Below are 23,990 nucleotides of genomic sequence, written 5' to 3'. Positions count from 1 at the left end.
CTCCATGCAGCCGGCACAACGTCAATACAGGACCAGGAGGAAAACATGACTGTCTCGAAGCCCGGACGCATCAGCCGCCGTTCGCTATTGATCGCGGCGAGCGCGGTACCTCTCTGCAGGATTCTGACCCGTCCGGCGTCTGCCGCCGAGTTCGTCTACAAGTTCGCCACCGGGCAGGATCCGACCCATCCGGTGAATGTCCGAGCCCAAGAGGCGATCGACCGTATCCGCGAAGCGACCAGCGGCCGGCTGGAGATCAGGCTGTTCCCGGCCAACCAGCTGGGCTCCGACACCGAACTGCTGACCCAGGTTCGCAGCGGAGGCGTCGAGTTCTTCAATCAATCGTCCTCGATTCTTGCCACCCTGGTGCCCAGCGCCGGCATCGTGAACACCGGCTTTGCCTTCGCCGACTACGACAGCGTGTGGAAAGCAATGGACGGCGACCTCGGCACCTATATCCGGGCGCAGATTGCCAAGACGCCGATCATGGCGGTGTCGAAGGCCTGGGACAACGGCTTCCGCCAGGTGACCTCGTCCGGCCGCGAGGTGCGGACGCCGGATGATCTCAAGAACTTCCAGATCCGCGTACCGCCCGCGCCGCTATTGACCTCGCTTTTCAAGGCGCTCGGCGCCGGACCGACGCCGATCAACTTCAACGAGGTCTATTCCGCGTTGCAGACCAAGGTCGTTGATGGGCAGGAGAATCCGTTGCCCATCATCGCGACCGCCCGTCTCTATGAAGTGCAGAGCACGTGCAGCCTGACGGGGCACGTCTGGGACGGCTATTGGATCCTTGGCAATAAGCGCGCTTTCGAGCGCCTGCCCAAGGACGTGCAGGAGATCGTGACGCGCGAGCTCGACCGCTCCGCCCTCGATCAGCGCGCCGACATCGCAAAGCTCAGCCAGTCACTTCGCGCCGATCTTTCGGCCAAGGGCCTCAAATTCATCGATGTCGATCGCGCCGCCTTCCGCCAGGCATTGGCCAAGACCAGCTTCTACGCCGACTGGAAAACCAAATTTGGCGAGGAGGCATGGTCGCAACTCGAAAGAGCCGCGGGTCAGTTATCATGACCAGCGTGAGCCATACGCCGCATGTGGATGCCGGTATGGCGGTCGGCGCGTCGCAGGCCGGCCGACGCGGTTGGGTGATAACGGCGAACACTATGCTTGGTCATCTCGTTGCGGTCCCTGCGGCACTGCTCGTGCTGGCGGAGATTGCGGTGCTGTCTGCCGGCATCGTGAGCCGATATGTGTTCCGCTCACCAATCGTCTGGTCCGACGAGCTTGCTGGCATTCTCTTTCTCTGGCTCGCCATGTTCGGCTCCGTGATCGCGTTCCAGCGCGGCGAACACATGCGGATGACAGCTGTCGTTGGCGTTCTCAGCGCGGAGCTTCGCGCGTTCCTGGATGTGGTGGCGGCCGCAGCATCCCTGGCATTTCTTGCGCTCGTTGTCTGGCCGGCCTATGAGTTTGCGGCAGACGAGGCCTTCGTCACCACGCCGGCGCTCGAGATCGTCAACAGCTGGCGTGCGGCGGCGTTGCCGATCGGCATCGGCTTGATGCTGATCGCAGCGGTCCTCCGGCTGATCCGCATCGCGAGCCTGCGCAGCCTGCTGGGTTCGGTCGCGATGGTCGCAGGTATCATTGCGGCGTTCATTCTGCTCGCCCCCGTCTTGAAGCCGCTCGGCAATCTCAATCTTCTGATCTTCTTCGTTTTCGTTGTTGGGGCGATGGTCTTCGCGGCCGTGCCGATCGCCTTCGCATTTGGTCTTGCGACGGTTGGCTATCTCGCCTTGACGACCAGCACGCCCGACGTGGTGATGATCGGACGAATGGACGAGGGCATGAGCCACCTGATCCTGCTCGCCGTGCCGCTTTTCGTCTTTCTCGGCCTCCTGATCGAGATGACGGGAATGGCACGCGCCATGGTCAGCTTCCTGGCGAGCCTCCTGGGCCACGTGCGCGGCGGATTGCACTACGTGCTGGTCGGAGCGATGTATCTGGTCTCGGGCATTTCCGGCTCCAAGGCAGCGGACATGGCTGCGGTGGCTCCTGTGCTGTTTCCCGAGATGCGGCAGCGAGGAGCCAAGCCAGGCGATCTGGTTGCGCTTCTGGCGGCGACCGGCGCGCAGACCGAAACGATCCCGCCCTCGCTGGTCCTGATCACGATCGGCTCGGTGACCGGCGTGTCGATCTCGGCATTGTTCACGGGCGGGTTGCTTCCGGGCGTGGTGCTCGCGCTCATGCTCGCGGCCGTGGTCTGGTGGCGATACCGCCGCGAGGACCTGTCTCACATCAAACGGGCTAGCGGCCGGCAAATCGGGCGGGCCTTTGTGATCGCGATACCTGCTATCGCCCTGCCGTTCGTGATCCGGACCGCTGTCGTCGAAGGCGTCGCGACGGCAACGGAGGTCTCGACCATCGGCATTCTATACTGCGCCTGCGCGGGTCTCTTCATCTACCGCCAGTTCGACTGGCGCCGTATCTATCCAATGTTGGTCGAGACGGCCTCGCTCTCCGGGGCGATCCTGCTCATCATCGGCGCGGCGACAGGGATGGCCTGGGCGCTGACCCAATCTGGATTTTCCGCTTCTCTTGCCAAATTCATGACCAGCCTACCAGGCGGCATCCCCGTCTTCCTGGCGGTGACGATCGTGTCCTTCGTGATTCTGGGGAGCGTGCTGGAGGGAATCCCGGCCATCGTCCTGTTCGGTCCTCTGCTGTTCCCGATCGCGCGGCAGGTCGGGGTGCACGATGTCCACTACGCCATGGTGGTCGTCCTCGCTATGGGCATCGGCCTATTCGCGCCACCGTTCGGCGTCGGCTACTACGCGGCCTGTGCCATCAGCCGCATCAATCCGGACGAGGGCATGAAGCCGATCGTGGGCTATATGATCGCGCTCCTGATTGGCACGCTGATCGTTGCCGCCGTGCCCTGGCTGTCGATCGGCTTCCTTTGACAACATGGCCGGGCGCCTCGCGGGACAAACCGCGAAGCGCCTTGTCAGGCGAATTTCGGCAGATGCAGCGGCAGGCCCTCGCAAGGCGCATCGATTTCTTCGACCTGCCCCTTGCCGACTTCGGTGACGCGCAGCTTCCTGCCTTCAAGTGTGAAGGCACAATTCGTCGGCTGCGGTCCATCCAGGACCAGACGATTGGCGACCTCACCCCGCCGGTCCAGCACCGTAACGTTCTTCTGGTTGTAGACCGTGCAATAGAGCCGGCCGTCCGTTCCGAAGGCCATTCCGTCCGGCCCCTTGAAGTCCGCATCGGAATCCGGCTGCAGGACGTTGCCGAAGACGACGCGTTTCGGCGCTGCCTCGCCAAGCACGTCATACCGATAGATCTCGCCGGTGAAGGACGCGTTGGCGTAGAGGTGGTTGTCGGGACCGAAGGCAATGCCGTTGGTGAAGCGGATCTTGCGATCGAGCACGCGGAGCACCTTCATGGCTGCGGGATCGATCTCGTATACACGGCCGTCCCAGTCGAGATCCATATACCCGTCGACGAAGGCCTGGCCGTTGATGAAATCCTCGGCGGCCATTCCGGAGTCGGTCATGTAGAGCAATCCGTTCGGACCGAAGCAGAGGTCGTTCGGAAACAAAAAGCGCTCCGCCCCTTCGCCCTGCATACGCCTGATCTCGTTTCCGCGCTCGTCGATGCAGATCAGCGCCCGGAGCCCGGCTTCCGCGATCCAGATCCTGCCGTGGCCATCGGTTGTCAATCCATTCGGACGGCCACCTGTCGTTCGGATCACGCGGCGGTTGCCGCGAGGATCGAGCCGCGTCACGCAAAGGGTCGACGCGGACATCTCCGTGACATACATCGAGCCGTCGGGCAGGCACACCGGCCCCTCCGGCGCGCCAATTCCGGTTGCAAACAGTCTCGACGCCATTCATCCCTCCCGTTACGGATGTTGCTTTCGTTATGCGATAACCAGGCCGCTGGACGGATCGATCAGCACCACGCGATTGAGGTCGATGGCGAGATCGATCCGCTCGCCATGGCTGCTCACGTCGTGCGCCTGCAACTCGGCAACAGCATCGACGCCACCGATCTTGATCGTGGTGAAGGTGCGTGTCCCCGTCGGCTGAATGAGATCGGCAGTGGCCGAATAGGAGACCACGCCGTCGCGCAGCGACCCGCCGGCTCGACTGAAGTGCTGCGGCCGAATGCCGACGAGAATCTCTCGCCCATTCATGCTGGCCAGCGGCCTCGCCTTCGCGCTCGGTAGCGTCAGTTCACCGCCGGACTGGAACACCACCCCGGCCTCGGGACCGTTTGTCTTGAAGGTCGCGGGGATGAGGTTGATCGACGGAGAGCCGAGAAAGCCTGCCACGAACCCCGTACGGGGCTGCTCGAAAAGTTCCAGCGGAGCGCCCTGCTGCTCGATGTTTCCGTCACGCAGCAGCACGATCCGGTCGGCCAGCGTCATCGCCTCGACCTGGTCATGGGTAACGTAGATCATGGTCGTCGTGATCTCGTGATGCAGGCGCTTGATCTCGGTGCGCATCTCGTCACGCAATTGAGCGTCGAGATTCGAGAGCGGCTCGTCGAACAGGAACAGGTCGGCCTTGCGAACGATGGCGCGGCCGATGGCGACGCGCTGACGTTGTCCTCCGGAGAGCTGCCGCGGATAGCGCTGCAGGAAATTGCCGATGCCGAGCATCTCGGCGGCCTCGCTGACCCGCTTCCTGATCTCGATCTCGGGAGTCTTGCGGGCGCGCAGACCGAAGGCGATGTTCTCGCTGACGGTCAGATAAGGGTAGAGTGCATAGTTCTGAAACACCATCGCGATATTGCGCTCGCGCGGGCGCAGATCGTTGACCACCGCGCCCCCGATGGCGATAGTTCCGCCATCCGGGTCCTCGAGGCCAGCGATGGTGCGCAACAGTGTGCTCTTTCCGCAACCGGACGGCCCCACCAGCACAGCGAATTCGCCATCGGCGATGGTGAGATCCACCCCTCGGACCGCATGCACGTTGCCGTAATATTTGTGTACCCCGGACAGCTTGACGTCAGCCACTCCGCTCTCCCTAACCCTTGACTGCGCCCAGCGAGATGCCGCGCACGAGATAGCGCTGCATCACCGAGACCGCGACGAAGATCGGCAACGTCCCCAAGACCGACATCGCCGCGATCTTGGCCCAGAAATTCGATTGTCCGCCGAAATAGTGCGTCAGCATGACCGGAAAGGTGATGACCTCGGTGCGCGTCAGCACGAGGGCGAACAGGAAGTCGTTCCAGGCGAAGACGAAGGTGAAGACCGACGTCGCCATGAGGCCGGGGCGAACCATCGGGAAAACGACCTTCCAGATCACCTCCCATCGGTTGAGGCCATCGACCAGCGCGCTTTCCTCGAGCTCCAGCGGAACGTCGACGATGTAACCGCGCATCATCCAGATCACGTAGGGGAGATTGAATGCGGTGTAGAGGAGGATGAGGCCGAAATAGCCGTCGACCAGGCCGAAATAGACGTAGATCAGGAAGACCGGGAAGACGACCGCGATCGGCGGGATCATGCGCTGGGAGATGATCCACATCGCCAGGTTCTCGCCGCCGGTGCCGAAGCGCGCGAGACTGTAGGCGCAGAGCGTTCCGAGAATGATCGCGATGAAAGCGCTGACGCCGGCGACAATCAGGCTGTTCAGGATGGCGACGACGTCACCATCCTTGAACAGCACGTAATAGTTCGAGAACTGGATCTGTCCGGGAATCCACAACGGCGGGACGTGATAGATCTCGTCCGGTGTTTTGAACGAAATCATGAAGAGCCAATAAACTGGAAACAGAAACAGCAGGGTTACGACGCCTGCGCCGAGATAGCGAAGCGCCAGAATGCGGGCTTTTCTCGCCGGTAGCTTGCCGACCCTCATCGCGCAAGCTCCATGCGCTTGAGGACCAGCGTGGTGATGACCGTGAGCAGCGCAATCACCAAAAACGAGATCGCGGCCGTATAGCTGGTCTCGAATTGCGAGAAACCCTGCACATAGGTGTAGAGCGAGATGGTTTCGGTCATCGAACCGGGCCCGCCTTCGGTGAGAGCCCAGATGATGTCGAAGATGCGAACGAGATCGAGTCCGCGGATCAGGCAGGCGACGGCGATCACGGGCGCGATCGCCGGCAGAACGATCGCGCGAAGCACGCGCAGGTACGACGCCCCATCGATCTCCGCGGCCTCGAGTTGCGATTGGTCGACATTCGACAGTGCGGCAAGCAGGAGCAGGAACATGAACGGCGACCACTGCCAGACCTCGCAGATGATGATCGCCGGATAGACGTACGAGGGATTGACGGTCCAAAGAATCCGGACCGGCTCGCCGGCGAAGAAACTCAGGATCTGACCGATCGGGCCGAAGCGGACGTCGAACATCAGACGCCACGTCGCACCCGCGACGATCGGAGAGATCACCGTCGGAAGCACCAGCAGCGCGACGAAGATCTGTCGACCCGGCATGCGATCGATGAAGAGCTGCGCCATCAGGAAGCCGATTAGCAGCTCCAAGGGGAGGGCGATCGCGGTGATGATGGCGGTATGACCGAGCGAAGCCCAGAGGCGGGTATCTCTGAACAGCTCCGCATAGTTCAAGAGGCCAACGAAGGAGGTGTCGTTCTCGGTCATCGTGATGCGCTGGAAGCTCACGATCAGCGAGTAAATCAGAGGGAACAGGCCGACCAGGAGGAGGATCAGAATCGCCGGCGCAACGATGAGATAGGGCAGGCGATCTTCGAACATCCGCCCGAAGCGGCTGGGGCGCCGCTGCTCGGCAGCGTTGATACTTTCGGAAAGCGTCATCATCGGTCCAGGAAACGGCCGCACGGGAGAGCGATGCCTCCCGTGCGCTGTCCAAAGCTGCTATTGCGGGTAGGCACCGGGCTTCGCGGCCCAGACCTTGTAGACGGCCTTTTGATTGTCGATGCCGACCTTCTCGGTGATGGCGTCGAATTGTTGCGCCATGCGGTCGAGAATGGCCTTGGGGTCTTCGCCGGCCCACAGGCTCGAGATCGCCTTTGTCATAGCCTCGTCGTACTTATCCTGTTGCAGCAGCGACAGGTCGAGGAGGCCCTTCTCGCCCGACGTCTTGATGGTGTCGAGATAGGCGGCAGCGTCAGGCCACAGCGCACGATACTTTTCGCTCGCGTAGTGCGACAGGCGGAACGGATCACGCAGCGTATAAGGGAGTTGGACGCGCGCGAGACTGGTCTTCTTGCTGTTCAGCCACTGAATGAAGAGATAGGCGGCCTCCTTGTTCTTGCTGGTGGCTGACACCGACAAGTCGAAGCCAACACCGAGCTCGGGACGGCCGAGAGGGGTGAGCGCGTAGCCGACTTTGCCGGCGACCTGCGATTTCGGCACCCACTTCAGCGCTTCCTCGCCCGAGCCATAGCCCGCGGCCCAGCGGCCGTAGGGCGGCCAGGAGATCGTCATCGCGGTCGTGCCCTGAAGGAACGCGGCGAGATTGTCGACGAAATTCCACTGCTCCACGCCCGGAGGCATGAACTTGTTCTCCGCCACCATCTGCTTGAAGACCTTGAGGCCGACATCGCCATTCACCGTCGCCTTCATGGTGTCGGCATTGAAGAACTTGCCGCCCTCCATGCGAAAGCGTTCCTGGAACATGTATTGCGGATACGGCGCAGTGCGGAAGAAGCCAGCGCCATAGACCTTTGGCGCCATTTTGTCGGTGATGAACTGGCCGATCTCGTCGAACTGCTTCCAGTCCTTTGGCGGCGCCAGCTCGTAGCCGAACTTGGCCTTGAACTCGTCCTTCATCTTCGGATCCTCGAAGATGTCTTTCCGGTAGTAGAGCAGCATCACGTCGCCGTCGTCCGGAAAACCGTAGATCTTGCCGTCATACTGCATCTGGTTGTCACGATAGGCAGCTGCGATGTCCTGCAATTCGTCACGATAGCCGAACTTGTCGACATACTTATCGAGGGGTTCAAGTGCCCCTGCGCGGGCGAGATCGGGCATCCAGGACGGAATGACGTTCAATGCGTCATAGGCTCCGGCGCCTGATTTGAAATCCTGCATGATCTTGGTGAACATCTGATCGGTCGGCACTTCGACCACCTTCACCTTGATGCCGGTGAGCTTCTCCCATTGCGGGCCCGAATAGTTCAGCGGGTCGAGCGACTGGAGACCGGCCTCCCACACGATGCTGATCGTTGTACCTGCGTACTTCTTCGCGGCTTCCACCGCTGTGTCGGCCGCATCTCTGTCCGCAGCCGGCGCCGCGGCGCCGGTGAGCGCGAGTACAGCGGCCGCGCTTAAAAATGTCCTAAACTTCATGCCTTCCTCCTCCTCTCCAGGGCATTCAGAGGCTGGCAGAGCCGACCTCCAAATACTTGTCACGTCGTCACCTGGCGCGGACGTAAGCAGGCCATCAGCAGCGACCGGCGCCAGAAGTCTCTTCAATGTCGAGGATTGCCACGCAGCCGCATCGCCGGACTTGGCTTTTCCCGCCAATCCAAATGAGCGCGATGTGAATTCGTAGAACTTCCTCCCAAAACAGCTCTAGAGCTTTGATTTTGAGGTCAGTCTGCGTTGAGGTGGAACCGACCGACAAATGAGAACTTTACACTCATACATGAACTGCATTCACCTGAATGGGGGGCCCTTAGATCCAAGAGCCGAAGCCGGTGGCGCTCTCTTGCGCGAAGCGCAATCCGTCATCTTCCACTCGATGCAGCAGGTTCGTGTCGGTGACCTGACGATCAGCCTCATGAATATCTCAGCCCACACGGCCTCCTCGTCATCGGACGCGACCTTGCGCGCCGCGAGGAGCGCGGGCAGAGCGATGTCCGTAGACCAACGGAAGGCCGTCGGCCGTTTTCCGTCCCGGCGCCTCCGGCGCCGTAGCGCCGCGAAGCGACTGCGCCATGGGTGCGCCGCGGCACTGGGGCTGATAGGATGTGGTCGCCCCAACGGTCGGAAACCAGCCGGCCGAGCGACCTGCGAATGCCGACGGCATTCCGGTAGCCGGCTGCGGCGCAGAGCAGACCCAGCCCGAAGATCGCGCCCCGGTGCGTGTTCACGTCGTGTGTTGCGGCCAGTATGGCGCGCTCGGCGGCAACGCCGATGACACGCAGCCGTTTCATGCCTCGCCCTCGGCGCCCGGGGCGGCGGGCTCGCTGAAGAACGGCATCAGGGTTGCGGCGCTCCATGTCGCGATGGTGGTGTTCGGCGAGGTCGGAGTGACCTGGCCAGCCGAGGTCCGCACCACCGGAGTCTTGCAAAAGCTAGAGTGCCTGGCGGAGATCGTGGGCTAAGGGCGAGTCTCGACCGTTAGTCGCAGCTTTGCAATGACGAAAACCGCCGCGCAGTCGATTAGACCACACACCTGGCGAGCGCTGTGAATCAACATGAACCATATGCTCTTTGCTCATTGAGGTCATTCGGCCCGCAATCATGATATCGGCTCTCCGACGAGCGTGCTCGCCGGATCCCTAAGCTACTCTCAGTCACGGCTCCCGCCCAGGATGGTTCGATAGATCGATATTTGCTGCGTTCCCGGTGCCTTTTCGCGGTCTTCTTCAGAAGGCTGCTTGCCTCACGAATTAGGCCCGCCAGCTCGTAGAGGGGCTCTGAATCACCCTGTTGCAGATCAGCGTGCACCCACCGCCGCAATCCCACGATGCATCCCGTCCAATCAAATCGTTCTAGTAAGTCGACCCGTGTGGGCCGGGTCGTGTCCCCGGTGATGGTGTGGTAGAGCAAAGCCGCCTGCACGCGCGCCCCCACACAGCGCCGTAGCGGGCGGGCGGCTTTGCGGTAGTCATCGATGATTCGTCGGTAGGGTCGGGTTGCTGACACTAACCTGATTCGAGGAACCACCGATGACCGACGGCATGATGAACCTGCGAACGCTCGTGGAGAAGAGCCCGATGCCGATCTGGTGCGCGAGATGATCGGCTTTGCCGCCCAGCGCCTGATGGAGCTGGAAGCCGAGGGCCAGACCGGGGCCGCCTACGGCGAGAAAAACCCCGAGCGTTTGGCCCCGCGCAACGGTTACCGCGACCGATCTGGGAACCCGCGCCGGAGCGGTCGAGCTTCGCATTCCCAAGCTACGCAAGGGCTCCTACTTCCCCGGGCTTCCTGGAGCCGCGCCGCATGGCCGAGAAGGCTCTGACCGCCGCGGTGCAGGAAGCCGATGTGCAGGGCGTCTCGACCCGCTCGGTGGACGACCTCGTGCAGGCGATGGGTATGACCGGCATCTCGAAAAGCCAGGTGAGCCGGCTGTAGTGGTTCACATCGATGCCTCGCTGATCCGCGCCAACGTGAGTTGGGACAGCCTCACCGAGCAGCATGTGGTGAATGTGTTGAGCGAGAATCAAAGCGAAGATGAAAGCGAGGCTGAGAGGAAGCGCCGGCAAAGCGGCAAGTACAAGAAGATCTGCACCACTGATCCGATGCGACAATGGCCACCAATGCCCGAAACCGGCGGCTGGAGTCCGCTTACAAGCAGCACACTTCCGTCGATGACAAGGTCGGCGTTATTCTGGACGTCGCGGTTCCGACTGGACAAATGAACGAAGGGGAGATGATCGAGCCGCAAGTCGATGAGGTTGAATCGATTGCGGGCATCAACATCAAGGTGGTCACCGCCGACGCGGCTATGCCTACGCTTAAGTCTACGGTGCGCTCGAGCGGCGCGGCATCGATGCCCTGATCCCAATTAAAGCCGAACCAATCAAGAGTCGCGTACCGCTCAGACGCTTCCGGTGCGACGCCAAGAACGACATCTTGAAGTGCCCGCGAGGACGTATCTTGCGCCCCGCGCGGCCCATCAAGCACGGCCGATCCTTTTACTCGAAGGCAGGATTGCGCCTGGTGTCCGCTCAAGGGGCGATTGCCCATCCAAAGGGCGGTTTAACAAAGCGGTCGTTGTCAGTGACGATTATCCGGCACTGCTCCGCGCCCGCCGCCGTCAAACGACTGTGATCTGAGCCATATGTTCAGTCCAGCGTTCCAGCGCGTCTCGCATTTCCGCTTCGTAACGGGCGCGATTGTACACCCCAGCTACTCCGGCGCGGTGGCCGCTAACGTGGTTCAAAATCGCTTCAACGATGTGCGGCAGGACGCCCAAGCGATCGGCCATCACGGTCGCGGCCGTGCGACGAAGATCATGCACGGTCCAGTGGGGCAGCGGCTTGGCATCCTCGTCCACTCCCCTCCGAGCCGAAAGAATGCGTGCGTCCAGCGCTAACTTCGATTTGGACCAGCCGGAGAATCCTCGATTTTCATCACTTTTTCGGCGAGCACTATTACCGAAGACGCAGTCTTCATCATTTCGCTGAGGCGGCAGCAGAGCCAAGGCAGTTGGGACTAGCGGCAGCACGTGCTCGCGATGGTTCTTTACCCGAGCGCTGGGCAGAGTCCAACGGCCGGCTGCGGTATCTAGCTCCGGCCATCTCATGCCGCCGACTTCGTCGCGCCGCTGAGCGGTGAGGATCAGCAAGCGTAGTATACGTCCGTGGTCGTCATCGCCGCATGCCTTCCAAATCTCGGACAGCTCTGTATCGGACAATACCCGTTCCCGGGATTTCGGCTGCTCGGGACGATTGGTGCCGAGCACAGGGTTTGCCGGAATATCGAGGCCCTCTTGAATGGCCCAATTAAACATCGTGGATAGGGCGGTGCGAGCGCGTGCGGCTGAGACGGCCCCTTGCTGCGCTGCGATATCGGCGACTCGCGCCGCAACATGGCGCCTGGTCATCTTGAACACGGAGACTGAGTGCAGGGGCTTCCAGGCGACGAGCAAGTAGCGTTCGACCTCCGAATACGTCCGGGGCCGCTGCTTCTTTTTCGCGATGCTGAGGTATTCGCCGGCTATCTTACGGAGTGTGTCGGCCGCCTGAAGGTTGGCCTCCGCTTTGGTATCCGCCGGGTCCTTCCCGTCCGCGACCAGACCCAGCAATCTCTTGGCTTCCCGGCGCGCCTTCTCTGGTGTCCAGGGTGATCCGTGCCGACCAATCGTGAAGAAGCGCTGGCGGCCAAACAACCGGTACTTGAGGACGTAGGTCGCTTGATCGCGCTGGCGCCGCACGCCAAAGCCCCGCACCGCTTCCTTATGGCCCGCATCCCAGATCGCTTCTCCTGGGACCAGCGCCTGCACAGCTCTGATCGTAATACTTGCCAACGCCATGCGAAGTCCCTTTCGCGCTTCTAGCTACCACATAGCTACCACGGCAACACTAATTGTAGCGAAGGAGGGCGTGGCTACGGCGAGTTATTATCTTGAAATTGTTGTGAAATTCGTAGTGCCGCGTAGCGGAGCGTAGATGCGGCGGCGGCACAAATCTGTCTGTGGAACAGGAGGTCGGTGGTTCGAGCCCACCCAACTGTACCATGATTGCGGATAACCCCGCATTCTCAGCATCTTGTTGATAGACCTAACGGATTTGCGTCGCCAAAATACAAAAGGCGATACAAATGGCGTTGCGAATGGTTGCGTTGAATCGAGCTGCTGATGGTCGATGGTTTGCTCGCAAGGGCATTCCCGAGGATGTCCGCGAGGACTACCAACGTCTCTATGGGACCAAGCGTGAAGCTCATCTCAAACTCGCGGCTGGCACACCTAAGCACGAGGCTAAGGCCCGACTTGGCGAGTGGGAAGCAGAGGTCGAAACCCGCATCGCGACCCTGCGGGCCCAGAGGAACGGCGAGGGGCAACCACTCACGAGGCTCAACGCAATCGCTCTGGCCGGTCGCTGGTACTTGTGGTTCGTGAAGCAGCACGAGGCGGACCCGGGCAAGCCGGGATATTGGAAGGGCCTCGGGGATATTATGGTCTGGGAGGTGATCCGTCCTCACGCGCCTGAGAGCTATGAAGAAGACCCACGGTCTGATGCCGATTGGAATTGGGCCAAAGAGCCAGACGTTCGCGAGGCGGTGAGGCCACTGATTGCGGAAGAGGCGCGAGTAGCGACATTCCTCGCCAGCGAGGGGAAAGCTTTGAACCCCACTGCCTACGCACTCTTTGTAGACGCTGTCAGTGACAACCTATTGCCGGCCTTCTCTTTGCTGGAGAAGCGCGCGAACGGCGATTATTCACGTGACGAAACGCCCGACACGTTCCCCGTGTTCAATGCAGGCCCCGTGCGCGCCTCTGGTGTTGGATGCTGGGAACTCTTCGAGGCTTACGTTCACGCGGTTAAGCCTGCGCCAACTACGGTCTCGCGCTGGCGTGCTGTCTTCCTCGCCATGCAACGGCAGTTCGCTGAGGTGGGTGCTGAGGGGATCACAGAGGACGCAGCGCGGGCTTGGATACACAGCCAAATCTCTGAGAAGCGTCAGGCCAGCACCGTGCGCGAGGTGTGGTTGTCCGCGTCACGGACGGTATTTGCTTGGGCGCGCGTTCATAAGCGCATTCACCAGAATCCATTTAAGGAAGTGAAGGTCGATGTTCCTCGCAAGGTTCAAAAGCGAGAAGACGGCCGAAGCTTCACGAACGAAGAAGCGCTCACGATCCTCAAAGCGAGCCTCACCTATCAGAAGCCCGCTACGCCCACCGAGAGAACGCGCCGTTGGGTGCCTTGGGTGTGCGCGTACTCTGGTGCTCGGTCAGGCGAAATTACTCAGTTGCGAGGCTTAGACATCGAGAAGCGCGATGGCTTCCACGTAATGAAGATTACGCCGGAGGCGGGCACTACAAAGACTGGTCAAGTACGCGTCGTTCCGCTTCACGAACACCTAATTGCCCAAGGCTTCATAGAGATGGTCAATCAGGTTGGGAATGGCGCGCTTTTCTACAATGACAAGACACCACAAAAGATGAGTAGCGATCCGCTGAAGCCGTCGCGTCCTCGTGCAGCTACCGCGCGTGCCCATCTCGGAACTTGGGTTCGTGAACTCGGTATTGATGATCCCGACATCAGCCCCAATCATTCGTGGCGTCACCTCTTCAAACGAATTGGCGATGAGGTTGGGATGTCCGAGAGGATCAACGATGCCATCACCGGGCATGCCCCGCCGACTGAAGGCCGGAAGTATGGGCCGCCGAAGGTTGCTTCGATGGCGGAGGCTTTGAAGAAGTTCCCGCGATACAAGCTGGATTGAGTGTTTGCCCAGAGGGCCATCACGTGGCAAGCCGCGACCGGCAGCCCCTCAGCGACACCGCGTTCGGTCGAGTGAATAAACGATGATTGATGACGACAATGAAGACGACCTCCTCGTTGAGTATCGCGGATGGGAACCAAAGACACCACGGGCCGAGCGTGGAGCGCTTCGCGATGCACCGCTGGCGACACTGACTGCTACACCTGCCAGCGAGCAGGCACGTGCGCTTGTAGCGGAGTTGGTCAAGCGCTATCCCCGGCCGCAACCCGCGCAGGGCCGTATCTATGCACGTGACAAGACTTTGGCGTCTTATCAGACCGCAGCGGCTGCGTTCCTCGCTGACCTACTTGACGCAATCCGGCGCGGCCGCAGTGAAGGCTGGCTGAGATGTTCGCAGCGGAAGACTGATTATTCCGGCCAGATTGTCACTTGGCGTATGTTCGACAGTGTCCGGGCATCGTGGCAGGAGGCGGGGTTGCTGGATCACAAGCCGGGTTATGACGGCAGTCGGGCGATAGGCAACCCTGGGCCGCCCCGAGGTATGCTCACTCGCTACCGAGCCACGCCAGCCCTGCAAGCACTTTGTGCCGAGCGCGGGGTGACACCGCAGGACGTCCGGGAGCATTTCAAGTTCGTGCCTGTGATGCCCGCCGAGTTGATCCAACTCACGAAGCCGCACCATAAGACACCTGAGACACCCACGGTCCACCGGCTCCGTGCAGACGTCGCTGCGCTGAACGCTTTTATGCAACAGCACACGCTCACACATCCAACAGACGAGATCATCCATCTTGGCTGGGTTCGCAAGTTCCACAAGGCCGAGAGCCTTGCACGGTATCGCTGGGACAAGGGTGGCCGTCTGTACTCGTACCCGCAAGATGCGGGATGCTATCAGCAGATTCAGGAAGACAAACGGGTCCAGATGCGGATCGACGGCGAAGCGGTGGCGGAGGTTGATATCTCATCGTCGTACCTCACCATCTTCTACGCTTGGATCGGTCAGCCGCTCGACACCGAGGCGGACGCCTATGGGGATATCCTTGGTCCTACCAAGCTGGACCGGGTGGTGACGAAGTTCTTCATCAACTACCACTTCGGGAACGGGGACTTCCTTGCAGCGTGGCGCTCGGGTGTTGTTGCTGATGTCAGGAAGATTTTGAAGAAGAAGGGCATTGCACCTGAAGAGTTCAACGTGAAGCGCTACAATCTTCGCGAGGTGAAGAGACGTGTTCTTGAACACCATCCGCTGCTTGAGCGCTGGGGTCATCCCATCGGTGGCCGTGCTCGGGATTGGAGCGACCTGATGTTTGCAGAGAGCGAGGTCGTGATCGGCAGTATGAAGGAACTGATGGCGCAGGGCGTGCCAAGCCTGCCAGTTCATGACAGCCTGATCGTACCAGCTTCACATCAGGCCTTAGCTGTGAAGACGATCACCCGTCAGTTCCAGGCCCGTCTCGGGGTCTGTCCCAGCTTAGATGTCACCCACCTATGGGAGTTCTAACGGTGGAGGATCGGGGGTGTCTAACTAAGTATATGAAATATATAATATAATAGGTATTATTACATAGGGGGAGGGTGATGGTTATTCACCCCCAAGTACCTCGGAGGGTAACCCTACCATAACGTGGAACGAATGTTTGGCCTGCCCGATAAGTTTATGACTGGGTGGGGGAGGCCAACCGTAAATGAGCCGCCGGGGTACATTACGCTCCTCTGGTATAGCGAAATAGGTCAAGGGAGTCCTACGGCCGCGCTGGATTCGCTCCGGCGCTCGGGTGGCACCAGACAGCAGGGGAGCGAATGGCCTCTGGGTGGACTCCTTATGGAATCCTCGGGGCATACGGGCTTCGTTGGGCTGCAGGCGGTGGCATCGACCTATATTGTTTCACTCAGGATGAGTGACAGGGGGTGCCGCTGGCGTTAGGCGCCTTCAGCGGCTTGAACCCAAGTAGACTTGAAGTGCCGTGTGGACATCGCGCCACGATAGGGCCCAGTCGAGCCGAAAGGACCCGTTCGATCCTCGCGTTTACGGAGGGACCGAGGAACACCCACCTGATCTGTCGGCTACCCGCGAGGTCCGAGGGTCCGATGCGAGACGAAGGAGGCCACGCGCGCTTAGCGCGAGAAGCTCAGCCATGGGCCCAATAGGCGACATCGCGGGCTTGGCTTGTTAGGAAAGAGGCCGACCTGCGGAGAACCTACGAATGGCCAAGAAGAAGACGGTCGCCCCCATCAGGTACGTCGTCAAGTATGAGTTTGACGGCGTGTCGCACTACGGCTCAGTTCAGATCAAGGATGGTGACCGGCTGCAGCTTGAAACTCAGCACGGTTCAAAAGCGGCCACGTTGAACCCGAAGTCCGATGTCCAATCGCTAACAATGATCTTGCTCATGGAGTTGGGAGCAAAGCTGGTTTCGCTCAATCTTCACTCAAGTTAGAGCCCAGTCTGCGATGGGTCACAGAAAACCTTGGCCGGTGTGGCGTTACTTTCGCCTGCGGGAAGAGGAAGCAGACGTATCGGAGATGTGGAGCGCGCACGCTGCTGCCGTTAGCTTGGGCGGCGGCGCAGGCTTTAACCTAAGAAGCTTTGAAGTCGGGCGCCGGGATCGCACCAAAATAGGGTCCGGTGTAAGAAAGGGGACCCGTTACTTGGCGATGTTTTTGATGCGGGTGAGAAGCCGGGACACCGCTGGCGAATCGTGGAGCAGACCCTGCATCGCGCGTTCTCAGTGCGTCTTCGCTACGGAATTATACTTGCCCCGCTCGATGTCCGCGCAGCTCGACGCGATGATGCTCGAAAGGAAAGTTAGATCGTAGTGCTTGGTAGTTAGCTCCATTATGAGCATGGACAATGCGTGGGCGACCCATAACGGATGAAGGTCCGGGTTCTTGAAGCCATCATTTGCAAGTCCGAGGTACGCTTCGTTGAAAGTCTCTATATTCTTGACGTGCAGCTCGGTGAGTGGAAGATTCTGAGGCGGGTTCTTTGGACTCTGATCAAGGATGGGCGCAAGCTTCTGAACTTGATCGCGATAGAGTGCCAGTGCTCCATCGCGCCCCCGATACTTTATGCAGCAGATCACGCCCACACGCTGCATGCCGGGTAGAAGGTGCTGCCATTCCAGCCCTAAGCGCTCTTTTAGCTTGTACGCCATGTCGCGAAAATGATTGAAGATGATCGTGGTGACTTCGTCGGTACCTTTCGCAGCTTCGGGGCGGACCTCCGGGGGAGGCGTGTAAATTCCGGCCCGTAGCTCCTTTACAATGGTGATCAGATAGCCCGCCGATACGAGTGCGTTCATTTCGGTGGAAGCTTGCATTGCGGTATCCAGAATCGCTTTTGCGATTGCTTCCTTTAGATAACCGCGCCCTGTCAGCTCCCGCACAAAGCGCCACAGCAATGTATCCAACTCTTTAACGAGAGGCGCGTCGTTTGCATCGATCTGTGGCCAGTTGAAGTTAGTGTATTGGTTCTCCCGGATCATGCCGTCTGAGGTGAGCGAGGCGACTAAGGCTTCGTATTGTCGAAGTGCAACTTCCGCGCCGAAGTCTTCGATGAACAACTTCACCGCAACCTTAAACATGACCGGAAAGATGAGCGCCGCGTGCAGTTTAGTTCGGTCTTTGAAGTCAGAAAGGAATCTTCGAAGCTCGGCTTCGACTTCGGTACTTTGAGTTCTGACCATCGATTGGCTCGACGTCTCCGCGGCAGGCTTTGCAAACCAGCTTCCAAAACCAATCATCGGTCATCTCCCCGGGTACGGGTCAGAAAACGGCGGCAAAGCTGCTCTCCTTTCAAGGCGGGTCCTGGAGAGAATAGGGAATAAAGTGAGGCGCTACAGCGCCACAGCCGGTGCCGCGCAGAACACTGCAGCCGCGCCCTCGGCGGCGGCGGCGGTCTAAGCCAAGAAGCGTTGAAGTCGGGTGCCGGGGTCGCGCCAAAATAGGGTCCGGTCGCACCGGATGGGACCCGTTGGCTCATTGACTTCTCGGCCCCGGTTGAGGATCGAATCAGATACGCTGAACCGACAACAGCGGGAGCAAGGGCAGTGAGTGTCAATGTGATCGGAGCGGGAATTGGCGCGCAATATTTTGGTGGCGATCCCGAGCACTACGAATGGCGAGTGAGCTATGAGCGCGACGGAAACGGCCGTTACTTCCACACCGTAAGCAGCCGCCGCGCCCGAAATTCCGCGGAAGCCATCAGCGTGGCCAAGCGCGACCTAGGCCAGCAGGACTAAAGCCGCGCCGCGCCTTAGACCGCTTGCGAGATCATCCAGTAAGCCACCGCCCCGCAAAGGGCAGCAATCTTAAGCGCCTCGAAGGCCACTGCAATCACTGCGACTGCTCCTGCCACGCATCCAATGATCATCAGCATGGTCCGGCCCCCGACTTCGTTGCGACGTTGAGCCGGGTGAGCAGCCGTGAGACGGCAGTCGGGTGCCACACGTCACCCCGGGGAGCCCTGATGCCCCGTGTGTGAAGTTCCTCAGCAATGCCTCGTGTTGTGGTGATCCCCGCAGCGCGTATGTCGTCTACGATGCCCTTCAGGTCAGCGGCGCGCTGAACCGCGTTCTCTTTGAGCTTCGCTACGGCGCGGTCGTTTCCCACCTGCTTTCCTCGGAGAGCGCGGGCTCCGTTGGGGTTACCAAGCTTCACTCCGCGAGCCTTAGCAGCCGCAAGGGCGGCTTTAGTGCGCTCACCTATCAGCCCTACCTCCAGCTCAGCTACCGCCGCCATCTGCGTGAGAAGAAAGCGGCCCATGGCGCCTGGGGGGACGCTTGGAAGGTCGCAGAAAACAAGGTCAACCGTGCTCGACGCTAAGGCTCTGAGCAGGTCCACATCACGAGTCAGCCGGTCTAACTTTGCAAAAACGAGCTTGGCGCCAGACACCTTGGCGTGCGCTAAGGCCGCCGTGAGCTTGGGGCGGTCGTTACGCTTGCCGCTCTCCACCTCCACGTACTCGGCAAGGACCTTCCACCGACCACCATTCAGGTAGCTCTCGACGGCGGCGCGCTGCGCCTCAAGGCCAAGGCCACTCTTCCCTTGCTTGTCCCGCGACACCCGCAGGTACGACACGAACTTGCCCTCAGCCATCGCAGCCCCATCTCTACACAAATCGATGTAACGAACGTTAGATCAAGTTGTAACACAGGCCTTCCTCCGGCAAAATTGACGTTTTAGAATCCCTGCGATTCCAAATTGCATGACTCACGAGTAGTCACCATGGGCTCGGTTGGTCGCGCCTGTCCTGGCCGCCCTTCGCGCTCTGCGTGTACAAATCAACGCATGCTCTGCTACACGTCTTGCTTATAGCGCTGCGAACGTAGCGCATTCAGATAGCCTGGGGGGATGATGGCGTACTCGGCCACGGTGCTTCATGTGTTGATTGCTTCGCCTTCCGATGTGGAGGAGGAAAGAAAGCTCATTGAGCGTAGTCTGCACGATTGGAACTCTCTTCACGCCGAGGACAAGGGGATCGTCCTGTTACCGGTGATGTGGGAGTCACACAGTGCTCCCTCTATGGGTGATCGTCCCCAAGGTGTAATCAACCGGCAAGTCGTGCGTGCTTGCGATATGTTGATCGGTTCATTCTGGACTAGACTAGGTTCTCCGACAGGGCTGGAGGAGAGCGGCACAGTCGAGGAGATCAAGTGGTTTCTGAAAAACAACAAACCAGTAATGCTTTACTACTCGAATAGGGCAGTCCCTCAAGAGAGGTTGGACTTGAAGCAGATCGAGAGCTTAAACAATTTCAAAGCATCGATTCGGGACAAAGGTCTTCAGGACAGTTACAGCGACGGCGTAGACCTCGCGCAAAAGCTGTCAAGGCATCTCACCCGCATTGTCAGAGAGATTACGGTAGGGACGGTCGTGAGTGCCAGCGCCGTCAAGCGTGCCGCAACGGAAGAACTGACCCAACTGGAGGCGGTAGAATCTACCACCGCCGCAGCGCCCGAGGGGATCTACCTTGAGGACTATTCCGATCGCGCTTTCTTAGTTCGAGGCAACACCCTTTCAGTTGCCGATAACATGCGCGAGCTTGGCGGCAAATGGCTTTCGAATCGCACAGGCATCAAAGGGTGGATGTTTTCGAAGCGCCACCTTGAAAAGGTTGCCAGCGCACTGGCTATTCCGGCATCACTAAAACCGAAACCGGTTTCAAAAGCATCGACCTAGGAAGCATAACAGCCCGCTGCCTACTATATCCTTCCTACATTTCCGCTAAGGTATGGCATTGCTAATGAGCAATTTAGCAGGACGCACGATTAAATTGTTTCTGGTGGACGGTGTTCCCGATGGAATGCGGACCGCTGAGATCATGAGCTGGACTGGCCACGTGCTGTTCGCTCCGCGCGCGAGCGTAGCGGCTCTTCTTGCGCGACCCGAGGTCAAAAAGACCGGCGCGTATCTGTTGATCGGTCCTGACCCTCAGGATGCTGACCAAACAATGGTCTATGTTGGGGAAGGGGATAACGTCGGTCTGCGCATTTCCAGCCATAACAAGGACGCGGACAAGGAGTTCTGGGAGCACGTTTGCGTAATTACGAGCAAGGACCTCAATCTGACGAAGGCTCATGCTCGCTATTTAGAGAGTAGATTGATCAAGATTATTGACCGCGAAGGGCGCGCTTCGCTCGCGAACAAGAGCGACCCCGATTTCGATCTACTTCCCGAAAGCGACTTGGCGGATATGGATGATTTCGTCGCGCGCCTCCAGATATTGCTCCCCGTGTTGGGCGCTGATTTTGTTCGGCCGACACCTCAGGTTCGCCACTCCAAAGCGGTAAAGCCAACGATCACTCCGCTTTCCGAGGGCGGGATAGATGGAGTGCAGGTTCAGAAGGCCGACGCAGGCACACATCCAGAGTTTCGCATGAGCGCCGGCGGCCTTGCGGCAAGAGCTGTTGAAGTTGACGGTCAGATGATAATCTTGGCTGGATCTGACGCGCGATCCGAGGAGGCCCCCTCTCTCGCTTCCAACGTTCGGGCCTACAGAGAGCAGCTCCGTAGGGCAGGCAAGCTCCGTCCTGCCGAGGGCACAGGTAACCTCCGCTTCAATGAGGACGTCGCCTTCACCTCGCCGAGCGCTGCTGCCCAAGCTGTGATGGGGACTAGCCGCAACGGGAGAACCGATTGGATAAACACTGCCACGAACGAAACCTATGCTGTGTGGCAGGACCATCAAGTTGAGAAGGTGGAAGCTCCCGGTGGAGAAGGAACACATGAGCAGCGGCAGTAGCCAAAGGAAGGCTAACTAGCTGTTCCGTCGCTCCGGCATTACCTTGCCGCGAGTAGCACCTAATGAGCCCGCAGGCAGGCCGATGTTATTTTTCAGTCGCCTTCTGTCGTCTCCCTAAGGAGCGCCAGTGGCACAGTCGCGCACTTAATTCTTGGGAATTAGATACACTTGCGGTGCTCGTCAACAGATTTCCTAGATTGCGAAGGACATCCACCACTCGCGAACTGCTAACATTCCGCGGGTAGCCACGCTGAAACGCTTCGGAGCTGCTGTGAGCATTCCGCCACAAGAATGGTTTGAGATGAGAGAAATCCGGCGCCGTCGCATCGCGAACGGAGTTTGGATACCGCTCCGGTTAGCTCAGACGACTCAACTGCCATTTGCTTGTGGCCCTGAGACAGGCGTTCTCTCAGGTGAAGAATTGTACTTCGCCAACTCGGTCGCCTTTCCAGAGGCCAGCAGGGCTAGGGCCGAGGAACTGGGTTGGATGGACATTGGTCTCATACACTCAGCCGGTCCGTATGCCTTCAAGGACAGCTACAAGCCGTGTGAGGTCTATCAACGTGACGACGAAGAGGACCTTGGCGTCAGTTTCGTATTTGATCAGCATGTCGGAGCCGGTCACCCAACAGTCTGGCATTTGAGCCAAGATTTGATCATGGCTCTGGGTCTGATCAGGGAGGGGCCGACCTGGGTTAGGCCACAAGAGGGGTACATCGACGTCGTGCGCGAGGTGCACAACGACAAAGGTGAAATGAAGGGCTTTTTGATCAGGAGCGATTTCCTACGTGACTATTTAGCCGCCCGAAGGCTTGCGTTGCGAGTGGCCGTATACCGACAGCGTACGGCTACCCTACTAGATGCTTCGCATATCAGTTGGGTAGAGACTGGGTTGGCCGATGAGCAACGCCATGATCGTTTTCAAGCTCGCGCATTTCCAACCAGTGCGGACGGTAGTCTCCTCGGAGGCGTGGCTGTGTTCGAGGCTTGGCGCACAGACGTCGATGAGGGGGATGAGGTCCCTGTCTTCCCAAGGGAGAATGACGACAACACAGATGGTCGCTCATACCAGTTTGAACGCAAGGGCGAGACAGTGACGCGCGTCGATGGGGAGCTTTGGCGCGAGGAATGGATTGAGCCCGCTCCCCGCAGTTTGCGCGTGCGAGGGGATGAACCAGAGACCGACATAGATTTCATCATCGACGGTGCTGGCGTTCGAGAGCCGTCCCGCAAGCTCAACGATGAAGACATCGGCAGATACCTTTGGTTCAATCCACGTGTCGTGCCTGCATTGGCGGGCGTGCGAGGAGCTGGCATGGAGTGGTACACGGAGGACACAGGCTCGGTGTGGTGTTCGCCTGACTATCCCGTCCATTTTGGCGTCAATCAGCTGGGTCTCATCAACGTCTATGCGTGCGACGTCGCTCGTCTTCCGCAGTGGCAGCAGAGGATTTGGGCTGCGCACAACATTTTGCCAGACGGCGGCGTCTCGTCTGAACTGCTGGCGGCTCAGATGCGGTCTCGCCCAGCGGATACCGACGCGCCGGAAATGACGTTGATCAGTGAAATGTCAGCGCTTGATGAAGATTTCGCTCGCATCTATGGCGTTCCAATCTTTCGACACCACGATGCAACCAGTGAAATTGCAAGCAAAGTTCATCGATTTCGTGCAGTTGATGAGCAAAACCTACTAGCACTTGCAAAGGACATCGCGAGGCTCACAGCTGACCGATTGGACGTCACTGCAATGTACAAGGCAGTGGGTAAGCCAGATCGTACACTGGGTTCTCTCAAGTCGCTTGAATGGCTGCTGGGCCACTTTGTGTCCGCGGATCAAGCCCGAACACTTCTAACTCCGCTCGTGGGGATTTACGAACTGCGGCTCGGCGATGCCCATTTGCCCCAGAGTGAAATCGCTCAAGCCTTTGCTTTGGTTGGTCTCGACAGGTCTGCGGGGTTGATCCAGCAGGCAAAGGCCATGATTGACGCTGCTGCGGCAGCGTTTGCCGCGATACGGACGACACTGAACACAGGACAGCGTTAGAGCGGAGTTTCCCAATCTGCGCATCCAGACAATTCCAAGAAGCGTGCCTCTGGAAACCTGTGTATGTGGCGAACGTACGACGCAGGCAGCGGCTGCACGATGCGATCCTCGTGGTCATAAGGTTCGGTGGTGTGGTGGCCTCGGTGGATGAGGTAACGGCGAACGATTTTAAAGGCCAAACTCGGGTTGCCCCCGAGATAGGAAATAGGCACCTCCGCCTCGACGATACAGGGTGTTCCGATTGAGCACAGGGCCTTCGAGTTGACCGGATCGCGGTCGTGCGAATTGTAGAGCGCTTCGCCGCCCCAATACCGAAAAAATCCGTCGATACCCGTCTCTCCAGCGTAAGCGTCGTTTTGATCCCACCTTCTCGTGGCGTGAAGGATAAGCGAGGTTCACGATCTCTTTGAAGGGATCGGCTCGTGTCTATGCTTGACCATACGCTTAAGTCGGATGTGGCAACGGGCCGGTTGGAGGTGATCACAGAGACCGGACGACGCCGTTGGTTCTCCAAGGACGACAAGGTCCGGATTGTCGAGGAGACGCTGGTCCCAGGCGCGGTCGTTTCCGACGTTGCCCGCCGACACGGGCTGACACCCCAACAAGTGTTCACCTGGCGGCGGCAGGCGCGCCAGCTGCCC

At 59.5% G+C, this 23,990-nt stretch carries 22 protein-coding genes and 1 pseudogene; 12 read left to right on the top strand and 11 right to left on the bottom strand.

What is annotated here, in order from left to right:
* Nucleotides 1–45: 45 nt before the first annotated feature.
* On the top strand, nt 46–1,071 hold the full coding sequence (locus HZZ16_RS20320) for a TRAP transporter substrate-binding protein (protein WP_197950988.1): 1,026 nt from the start codon (nt 46–48) through the stop codon (nt 1,069–1,071).
* Nucleotides 1,072–1,106: 35 nt separating this feature from the next.
* Nucleotides 1,107–2,960, top strand: a complete 1,854-nt coding sequence (locus tag HZZ16_RS20315; protein ID WP_246510286.1) for a TRAP transporter large permease — start codon at nt 1,107–1,109, stop codon at nt 2,958–2,960.
* A gap of 44 nt (nt 2,961–3,004) precedes the next feature.
* Here HZZ16_RS20315 and HZZ16_RS20310 read toward each other — a convergent pair whose 3' ends face one another.
* The 7 genes from HZZ16_RS20310 to HZZ16_RS37945 all read right to left on the bottom strand — a co-directional run bounded on the left by HZZ16_RS20310 (nt 3,005) and on the right by HZZ16_RS37945 (nt 9,224).
* Complete coding sequence (locus HZZ16_RS20310) at nt 3,005–3,895, bottom strand: SMP-30/gluconolactonase/LRE family protein (RefSeq protein ID WP_197950984.1); 891 nt, start codon at nt 3,893–3,895, stop codon at nt 3,005–3,007.
* Between the two features lie 30 nt (nt 3,896–3,925).
* Nucleotides 3,926–5,026, bottom strand: coding sequence for an ABC transporter ATP-binding protein (locus HZZ16_RS20305; protein WP_197950982.1), 1,101 nt, complete (start codon nt 5,024–5,026; stop codon nt 3,926–3,928).
* 10 nt (nt 5,027–5,036) lie between these two features.
* Nucleotides 5,037–5,876 (bottom strand): carbohydrate ABC transporter permease, encoded by an 840-nt coding sequence (locus HZZ16_RS20300; RefSeq protein WP_197950980.1) that lies wholly within the window; start codon nt 5,874–5,876, stop codon nt 5,037–5,039.
* Nucleotides 5,873–6,796: a carbohydrate ABC transporter permease gene (locus tag HZZ16_RS20295; protein WP_197950977.1), complete on the bottom strand. Its 924-nt coding sequence runs from the start codon at nt 6,794–6,796 to the stop codon at nt 5,873–5,875. The genes HZZ16_RS20300 and HZZ16_RS20295 overlap by 4 nt, the downstream gene beginning before the upstream one ends.
* Before the next feature lie 60 nt (nt 6,797–6,856).
* Complete coding sequence (locus HZZ16_RS20290; protein ID WP_197950975.1) at nt 6,857–8,293, bottom strand: ABC transporter substrate-binding protein; 1,437 nt, start codon at nt 8,291–8,293, stop codon at nt 6,857–6,859.
* Nucleotides 8,294–8,724: 431 nt separating this feature from the next.
* Nucleotides 8,725–9,102 (bottom strand): triphosphoribosyl-dephospho-CoA synthase, encoded by a 378-nt coding sequence (locus HZZ16_RS20285; protein WP_197950973.1) that lies wholly within the window; start codon nt 9,100–9,102, stop codon nt 8,725–8,727.
* Nucleotides 9,099–9,224 (bottom strand): hypothetical protein, encoded by a 126-nt coding sequence (locus HZZ16_RS37945; protein ID WP_283815845.1) that lies wholly within the window; start codon nt 9,222–9,224, stop codon nt 9,099–9,101. The genes HZZ16_RS20285 and HZZ16_RS37945 overlap by 4 nt, the downstream gene beginning before the upstream one ends.
* A 616-nt stretch (nt 9,225–9,840) precedes the next feature.
* Between HZZ16_RS37945 and HZZ16_RS20280 the strand changes: the two are divergent.
* Nucleotides 9,841–10,243 (top strand): annotated as a pseudogene (locus tag HZZ16_RS20280) (transposase); the annotation flags it as partial.
* A gap of 178 nt (nt 10,244–10,421) precedes the next feature.
* The gene (locus tag HZZ16_RS20275; protein WP_197950971.1) at nt 10,422–10,673 is read left to right on the top strand and encodes a transposase; all 252 of its coding nucleotides are present in this window, start codon (nt 10,422–10,424) and stop codon (nt 10,671–10,673) included.
* Between the two features lie 258 nt (nt 10,674–10,931).
* Here HZZ16_RS20275 and HZZ16_RS20270 read toward each other — a convergent pair whose 3' ends face one another.
* On the bottom strand, nt 10,932–12,149 hold the full coding sequence (locus HZZ16_RS20270) for a tyrosine-type recombinase/integrase (RefSeq protein WP_197950969.1): 1,218 nt from the start codon (nt 12,147–12,149) through the stop codon (nt 10,932–10,934).
* Between the two features lie 287 nt (nt 12,150–12,436).
* Between HZZ16_RS20270 and HZZ16_RS20265 the strand changes: the two genes are divergently transcribed.
* From HZZ16_RS20265 to HZZ16_RS20255, 3 genes are all read left to right on the top strand, one after another.
* Nucleotides 12,437–14,062 (top strand): site-specific integrase, encoded by a 1,626-nt coding sequence (locus tag HZZ16_RS20265; protein WP_197950967.1) that lies wholly within the window; start codon nt 12,437–12,439, stop codon nt 14,060–14,062.
* Nucleotides 14,063–14,144: 82 nt separating this feature from the next.
* On the top strand, nt 14,145–15,563 hold the full coding sequence (locus HZZ16_RS20260; protein WP_197950965.1) for a hypothetical protein: 1,419 nt from the start codon (nt 14,145–14,147) through the stop codon (nt 15,561–15,563).
* Nucleotides 15,564–16,266: 703 nt separating this feature from the next.
* A complete protein-coding gene (locus HZZ16_RS20255; protein ID WP_197950963.1) occupies nt 16,267–16,500 on the top strand; it encodes a hypothetical protein in 234 nt (77 codons plus the stop codon).
* Nucleotides 16,501–16,788: 288 nt separating this feature from the next.
* On the opposite strand, the gene HZZ16_RS20250 is transcribed toward HZZ16_RS20255, so the two are convergent.
* Complete coding sequence (locus HZZ16_RS20250; protein WP_197950961.1) at nt 16,789–17,805, bottom strand: hypothetical protein; 1,017 nt, start codon at nt 17,803–17,805, stop codon at nt 16,789–16,791.
* A gap of 306 nt (nt 17,806–18,111) precedes the next feature.
* Between HZZ16_RS20250 and HZZ16_RS20245 the strand changes: the two genes are divergently transcribed.
* Nucleotides 18,112–18,303 (top strand): hypothetical protein, encoded by a 192-nt coding sequence (locus tag HZZ16_RS20245; protein ID WP_197950959.1) that lies wholly within the window; start codon nt 18,112–18,114, stop codon nt 18,301–18,303.
* Between the two features lie 14 nt (nt 18,304–18,317).
* Here HZZ16_RS20245 and HZZ16_RS37940 read toward each other — a convergent pair whose 3' ends face one another.
* Complete coding sequence (locus tag HZZ16_RS37940) at nt 18,318–18,440, bottom strand: hypothetical protein (protein ID WP_283815844.1); 123 nt, start codon at nt 18,438–18,440, stop codon at nt 18,318–18,320.
* Nucleotides 18,434–19,159, bottom strand: coding sequence for a recombinase family protein (locus HZZ16_RS20240; protein ID WP_197950957.1), 726 nt, complete (start codon nt 19,157–19,159; stop codon nt 18,434–18,436). The genes HZZ16_RS37940 and HZZ16_RS20240 overlap by 7 nt, the downstream gene beginning before the upstream one ends.
* A gap of 258 nt (nt 19,160–19,417) precedes the next feature.
* Between HZZ16_RS20240 and HZZ16_RS20235 the strand changes: the two genes are divergently transcribed.
* The 4 genes from HZZ16_RS20235 to HZZ16_RS20220 all read left to right on the top strand — a co-directional run.
* Nucleotides 19,418–20,242 (top strand): DUF4062 domain-containing protein, encoded by an 825-nt coding sequence (locus HZZ16_RS20235; protein WP_197950955.1) that lies wholly within the window; start codon nt 19,418–19,420, stop codon nt 20,240–20,242.
* Nucleotides 20,243–20,306: 64 nt separating this feature from the next.
* A complete protein-coding gene (locus HZZ16_RS20230; RefSeq protein WP_197950953.1) occupies nt 20,307–21,305 on the top strand; it encodes a GIY-YIG nuclease family protein in 999 nt (332 codons plus the stop codon).
* A gap of 487 nt (nt 21,306–21,792) precedes the next feature.
* Nucleotides 21,793–23,349 carry a hypothetical protein gene (locus HZZ16_RS20225; RefSeq protein WP_197950951.1) on the top strand — a complete coding sequence of 519 codons (1,557 nt, stop codon included), beginning with the start codon at nt 21,793–21,795 and terminating at the stop codon, nt 23,347–23,349.
* Between the two features lie 428 nt (nt 23,350–23,777).
* A partial coding sequence (locus tag HZZ16_RS20220; protein ID WP_197951284.1) for a transposase occupies nt 23,778–23,990 on the top strand: 213 nt, incomplete at its 3' end.

Source organism: Bradyrhizobium glycinis (genome assembly GCF_016031655.1).
GTDB lineage: Bacteria > Pseudomonadota > Alphaproteobacteria > Rhizobiales > Xanthobacteraceae > Bradyrhizobium > Bradyrhizobium glycinis.
The sequence above is the reverse complement of the archived record's forward strand: the minus strand, read 5'-3'. Positions and strand labels throughout refer to the sequence as shown.

What these genes read in the sequence shown, in the direction of transcription:
- HZZ16_RS20320 (WP_197950988.1), top strand. Translation starts at nt 46, where the DNA reads ATGACTGTCTCGAAGCCCGGACGCATCAGCCGCCGTTCGCTATTGATC.
- HZZ16_RS20315 (WP_246510286.1), top strand. Translation starts at nt 1,107, where the DNA reads ATGGCGGTCGGCGCGTCGCAGGCCGGCCGACGCGGTTGGGTGATAACG.
- HZZ16_RS20310 (WP_197950984.1), bottom strand. Translation starts at nt 3,895, where the DNA reads ATGGCGTCGAGACTGTTTGCAACCGGAATTGGCGCGCCGGAGGGGCCG.
- HZZ16_RS20300 (WP_197950980.1), bottom strand. Translation starts at nt 5,876, where the DNA reads ATGAGGGTCGGCAAGCTACCGGCGAGAAAAGCCCGCATTCTGGCGCTT.
- HZZ16_RS20295 (WP_197950977.1), bottom strand. Translation starts at nt 6,796, where the DNA reads ATGACGCTTTCCGAAAGTATCAACGCTGCCGAGCAGCGGCGCCCCAGC.
- HZZ16_RS20290 (WP_197950975.1), bottom strand. Translation starts at nt 8,293, where the DNA reads ATGAAGTTTAGGACATTTTTAAGCGCGGCCGCTGTACTCGCGCTCACC.
- HZZ16_RS20285 (WP_197950973.1), bottom strand. Translation starts at nt 9,102, where the DNA reads ATGAAACGGCTGCGTGTCATCGGCGTTGCCGCCGAGCGCGCCATACTG.
- HZZ16_RS20275 (WP_197950971.1), top strand. Translation starts at nt 10,422, where the DNA reads ATGGCCACCAATGCCCGAAACCGGCGGCTGGAGTCCGCTTACAAGCAG.
- HZZ16_RS20270 (WP_197950969.1), bottom strand. Translation starts at nt 12,149, where the DNA reads ATGGCGTTGGCAAGTATTACGATCAGAGCTGTGCAGGCGCTGGTCCCA.
- HZZ16_RS20265 (WP_197950967.1), top strand. Translation starts at nt 12,437, where the DNA reads ATGGCGTTGCGAATGGTTGCGTTGAATCGAGCTGCTGATGGTCGATGG.
- HZZ16_RS20260 (WP_197950965.1), top strand. Translation starts at nt 14,145, where the DNA reads ATGATTGATGACGACAATGAAGACGACCTCCTCGTTGAGTATCGCGGA.
- HZZ16_RS20255 (WP_197950963.1), top strand. Translation starts at nt 16,267, where the DNA reads ATGGCCAAGAAGAAGACGGTCGCCCCCATCAGGTACGTCGTCAAGTAT.
- HZZ16_RS20250 (WP_197950961.1), bottom strand. Translation starts at nt 17,805, where the DNA reads ATGATTGGTTTTGGAAGCTGGTTTGCAAAGCCTGCCGCGGAGACGTCG.
- HZZ16_RS37940 (WP_283815844.1), bottom strand. Translation starts at nt 18,440, where the DNA reads ATGCTGATGATCATTGGATGCGTGGCAGGAGCAGTCGCAGTGATTGCA.
- HZZ16_RS20240 (WP_197950957.1), bottom strand. Translation starts at nt 19,159, where the DNA reads ATGGCTGAGGGCAAGTTCGTGTCGTACCTGCGGGTGTCGCGGGACAAG.
- HZZ16_RS20235 (WP_197950955.1), top strand. Translation starts at nt 19,418, where the DNA reads ATGGCGTACTCGGCCACGGTGCTTCATGTGTTGATTGCTTCGCCTTCC.
- HZZ16_RS20230 (WP_197950953.1), top strand. Translation starts at nt 20,307, where the DNA reads ATGAGCAATTTAGCAGGACGCACGATTAAATTGTTTCTGGTGGACGGT.
- HZZ16_RS20225 (WP_197950951.1), top strand. Translation starts at nt 21,793, where the DNA reads ATGGACATTGGTCTCATACACTCAGCCGGTCCGTATGCCTTCAAGGAC.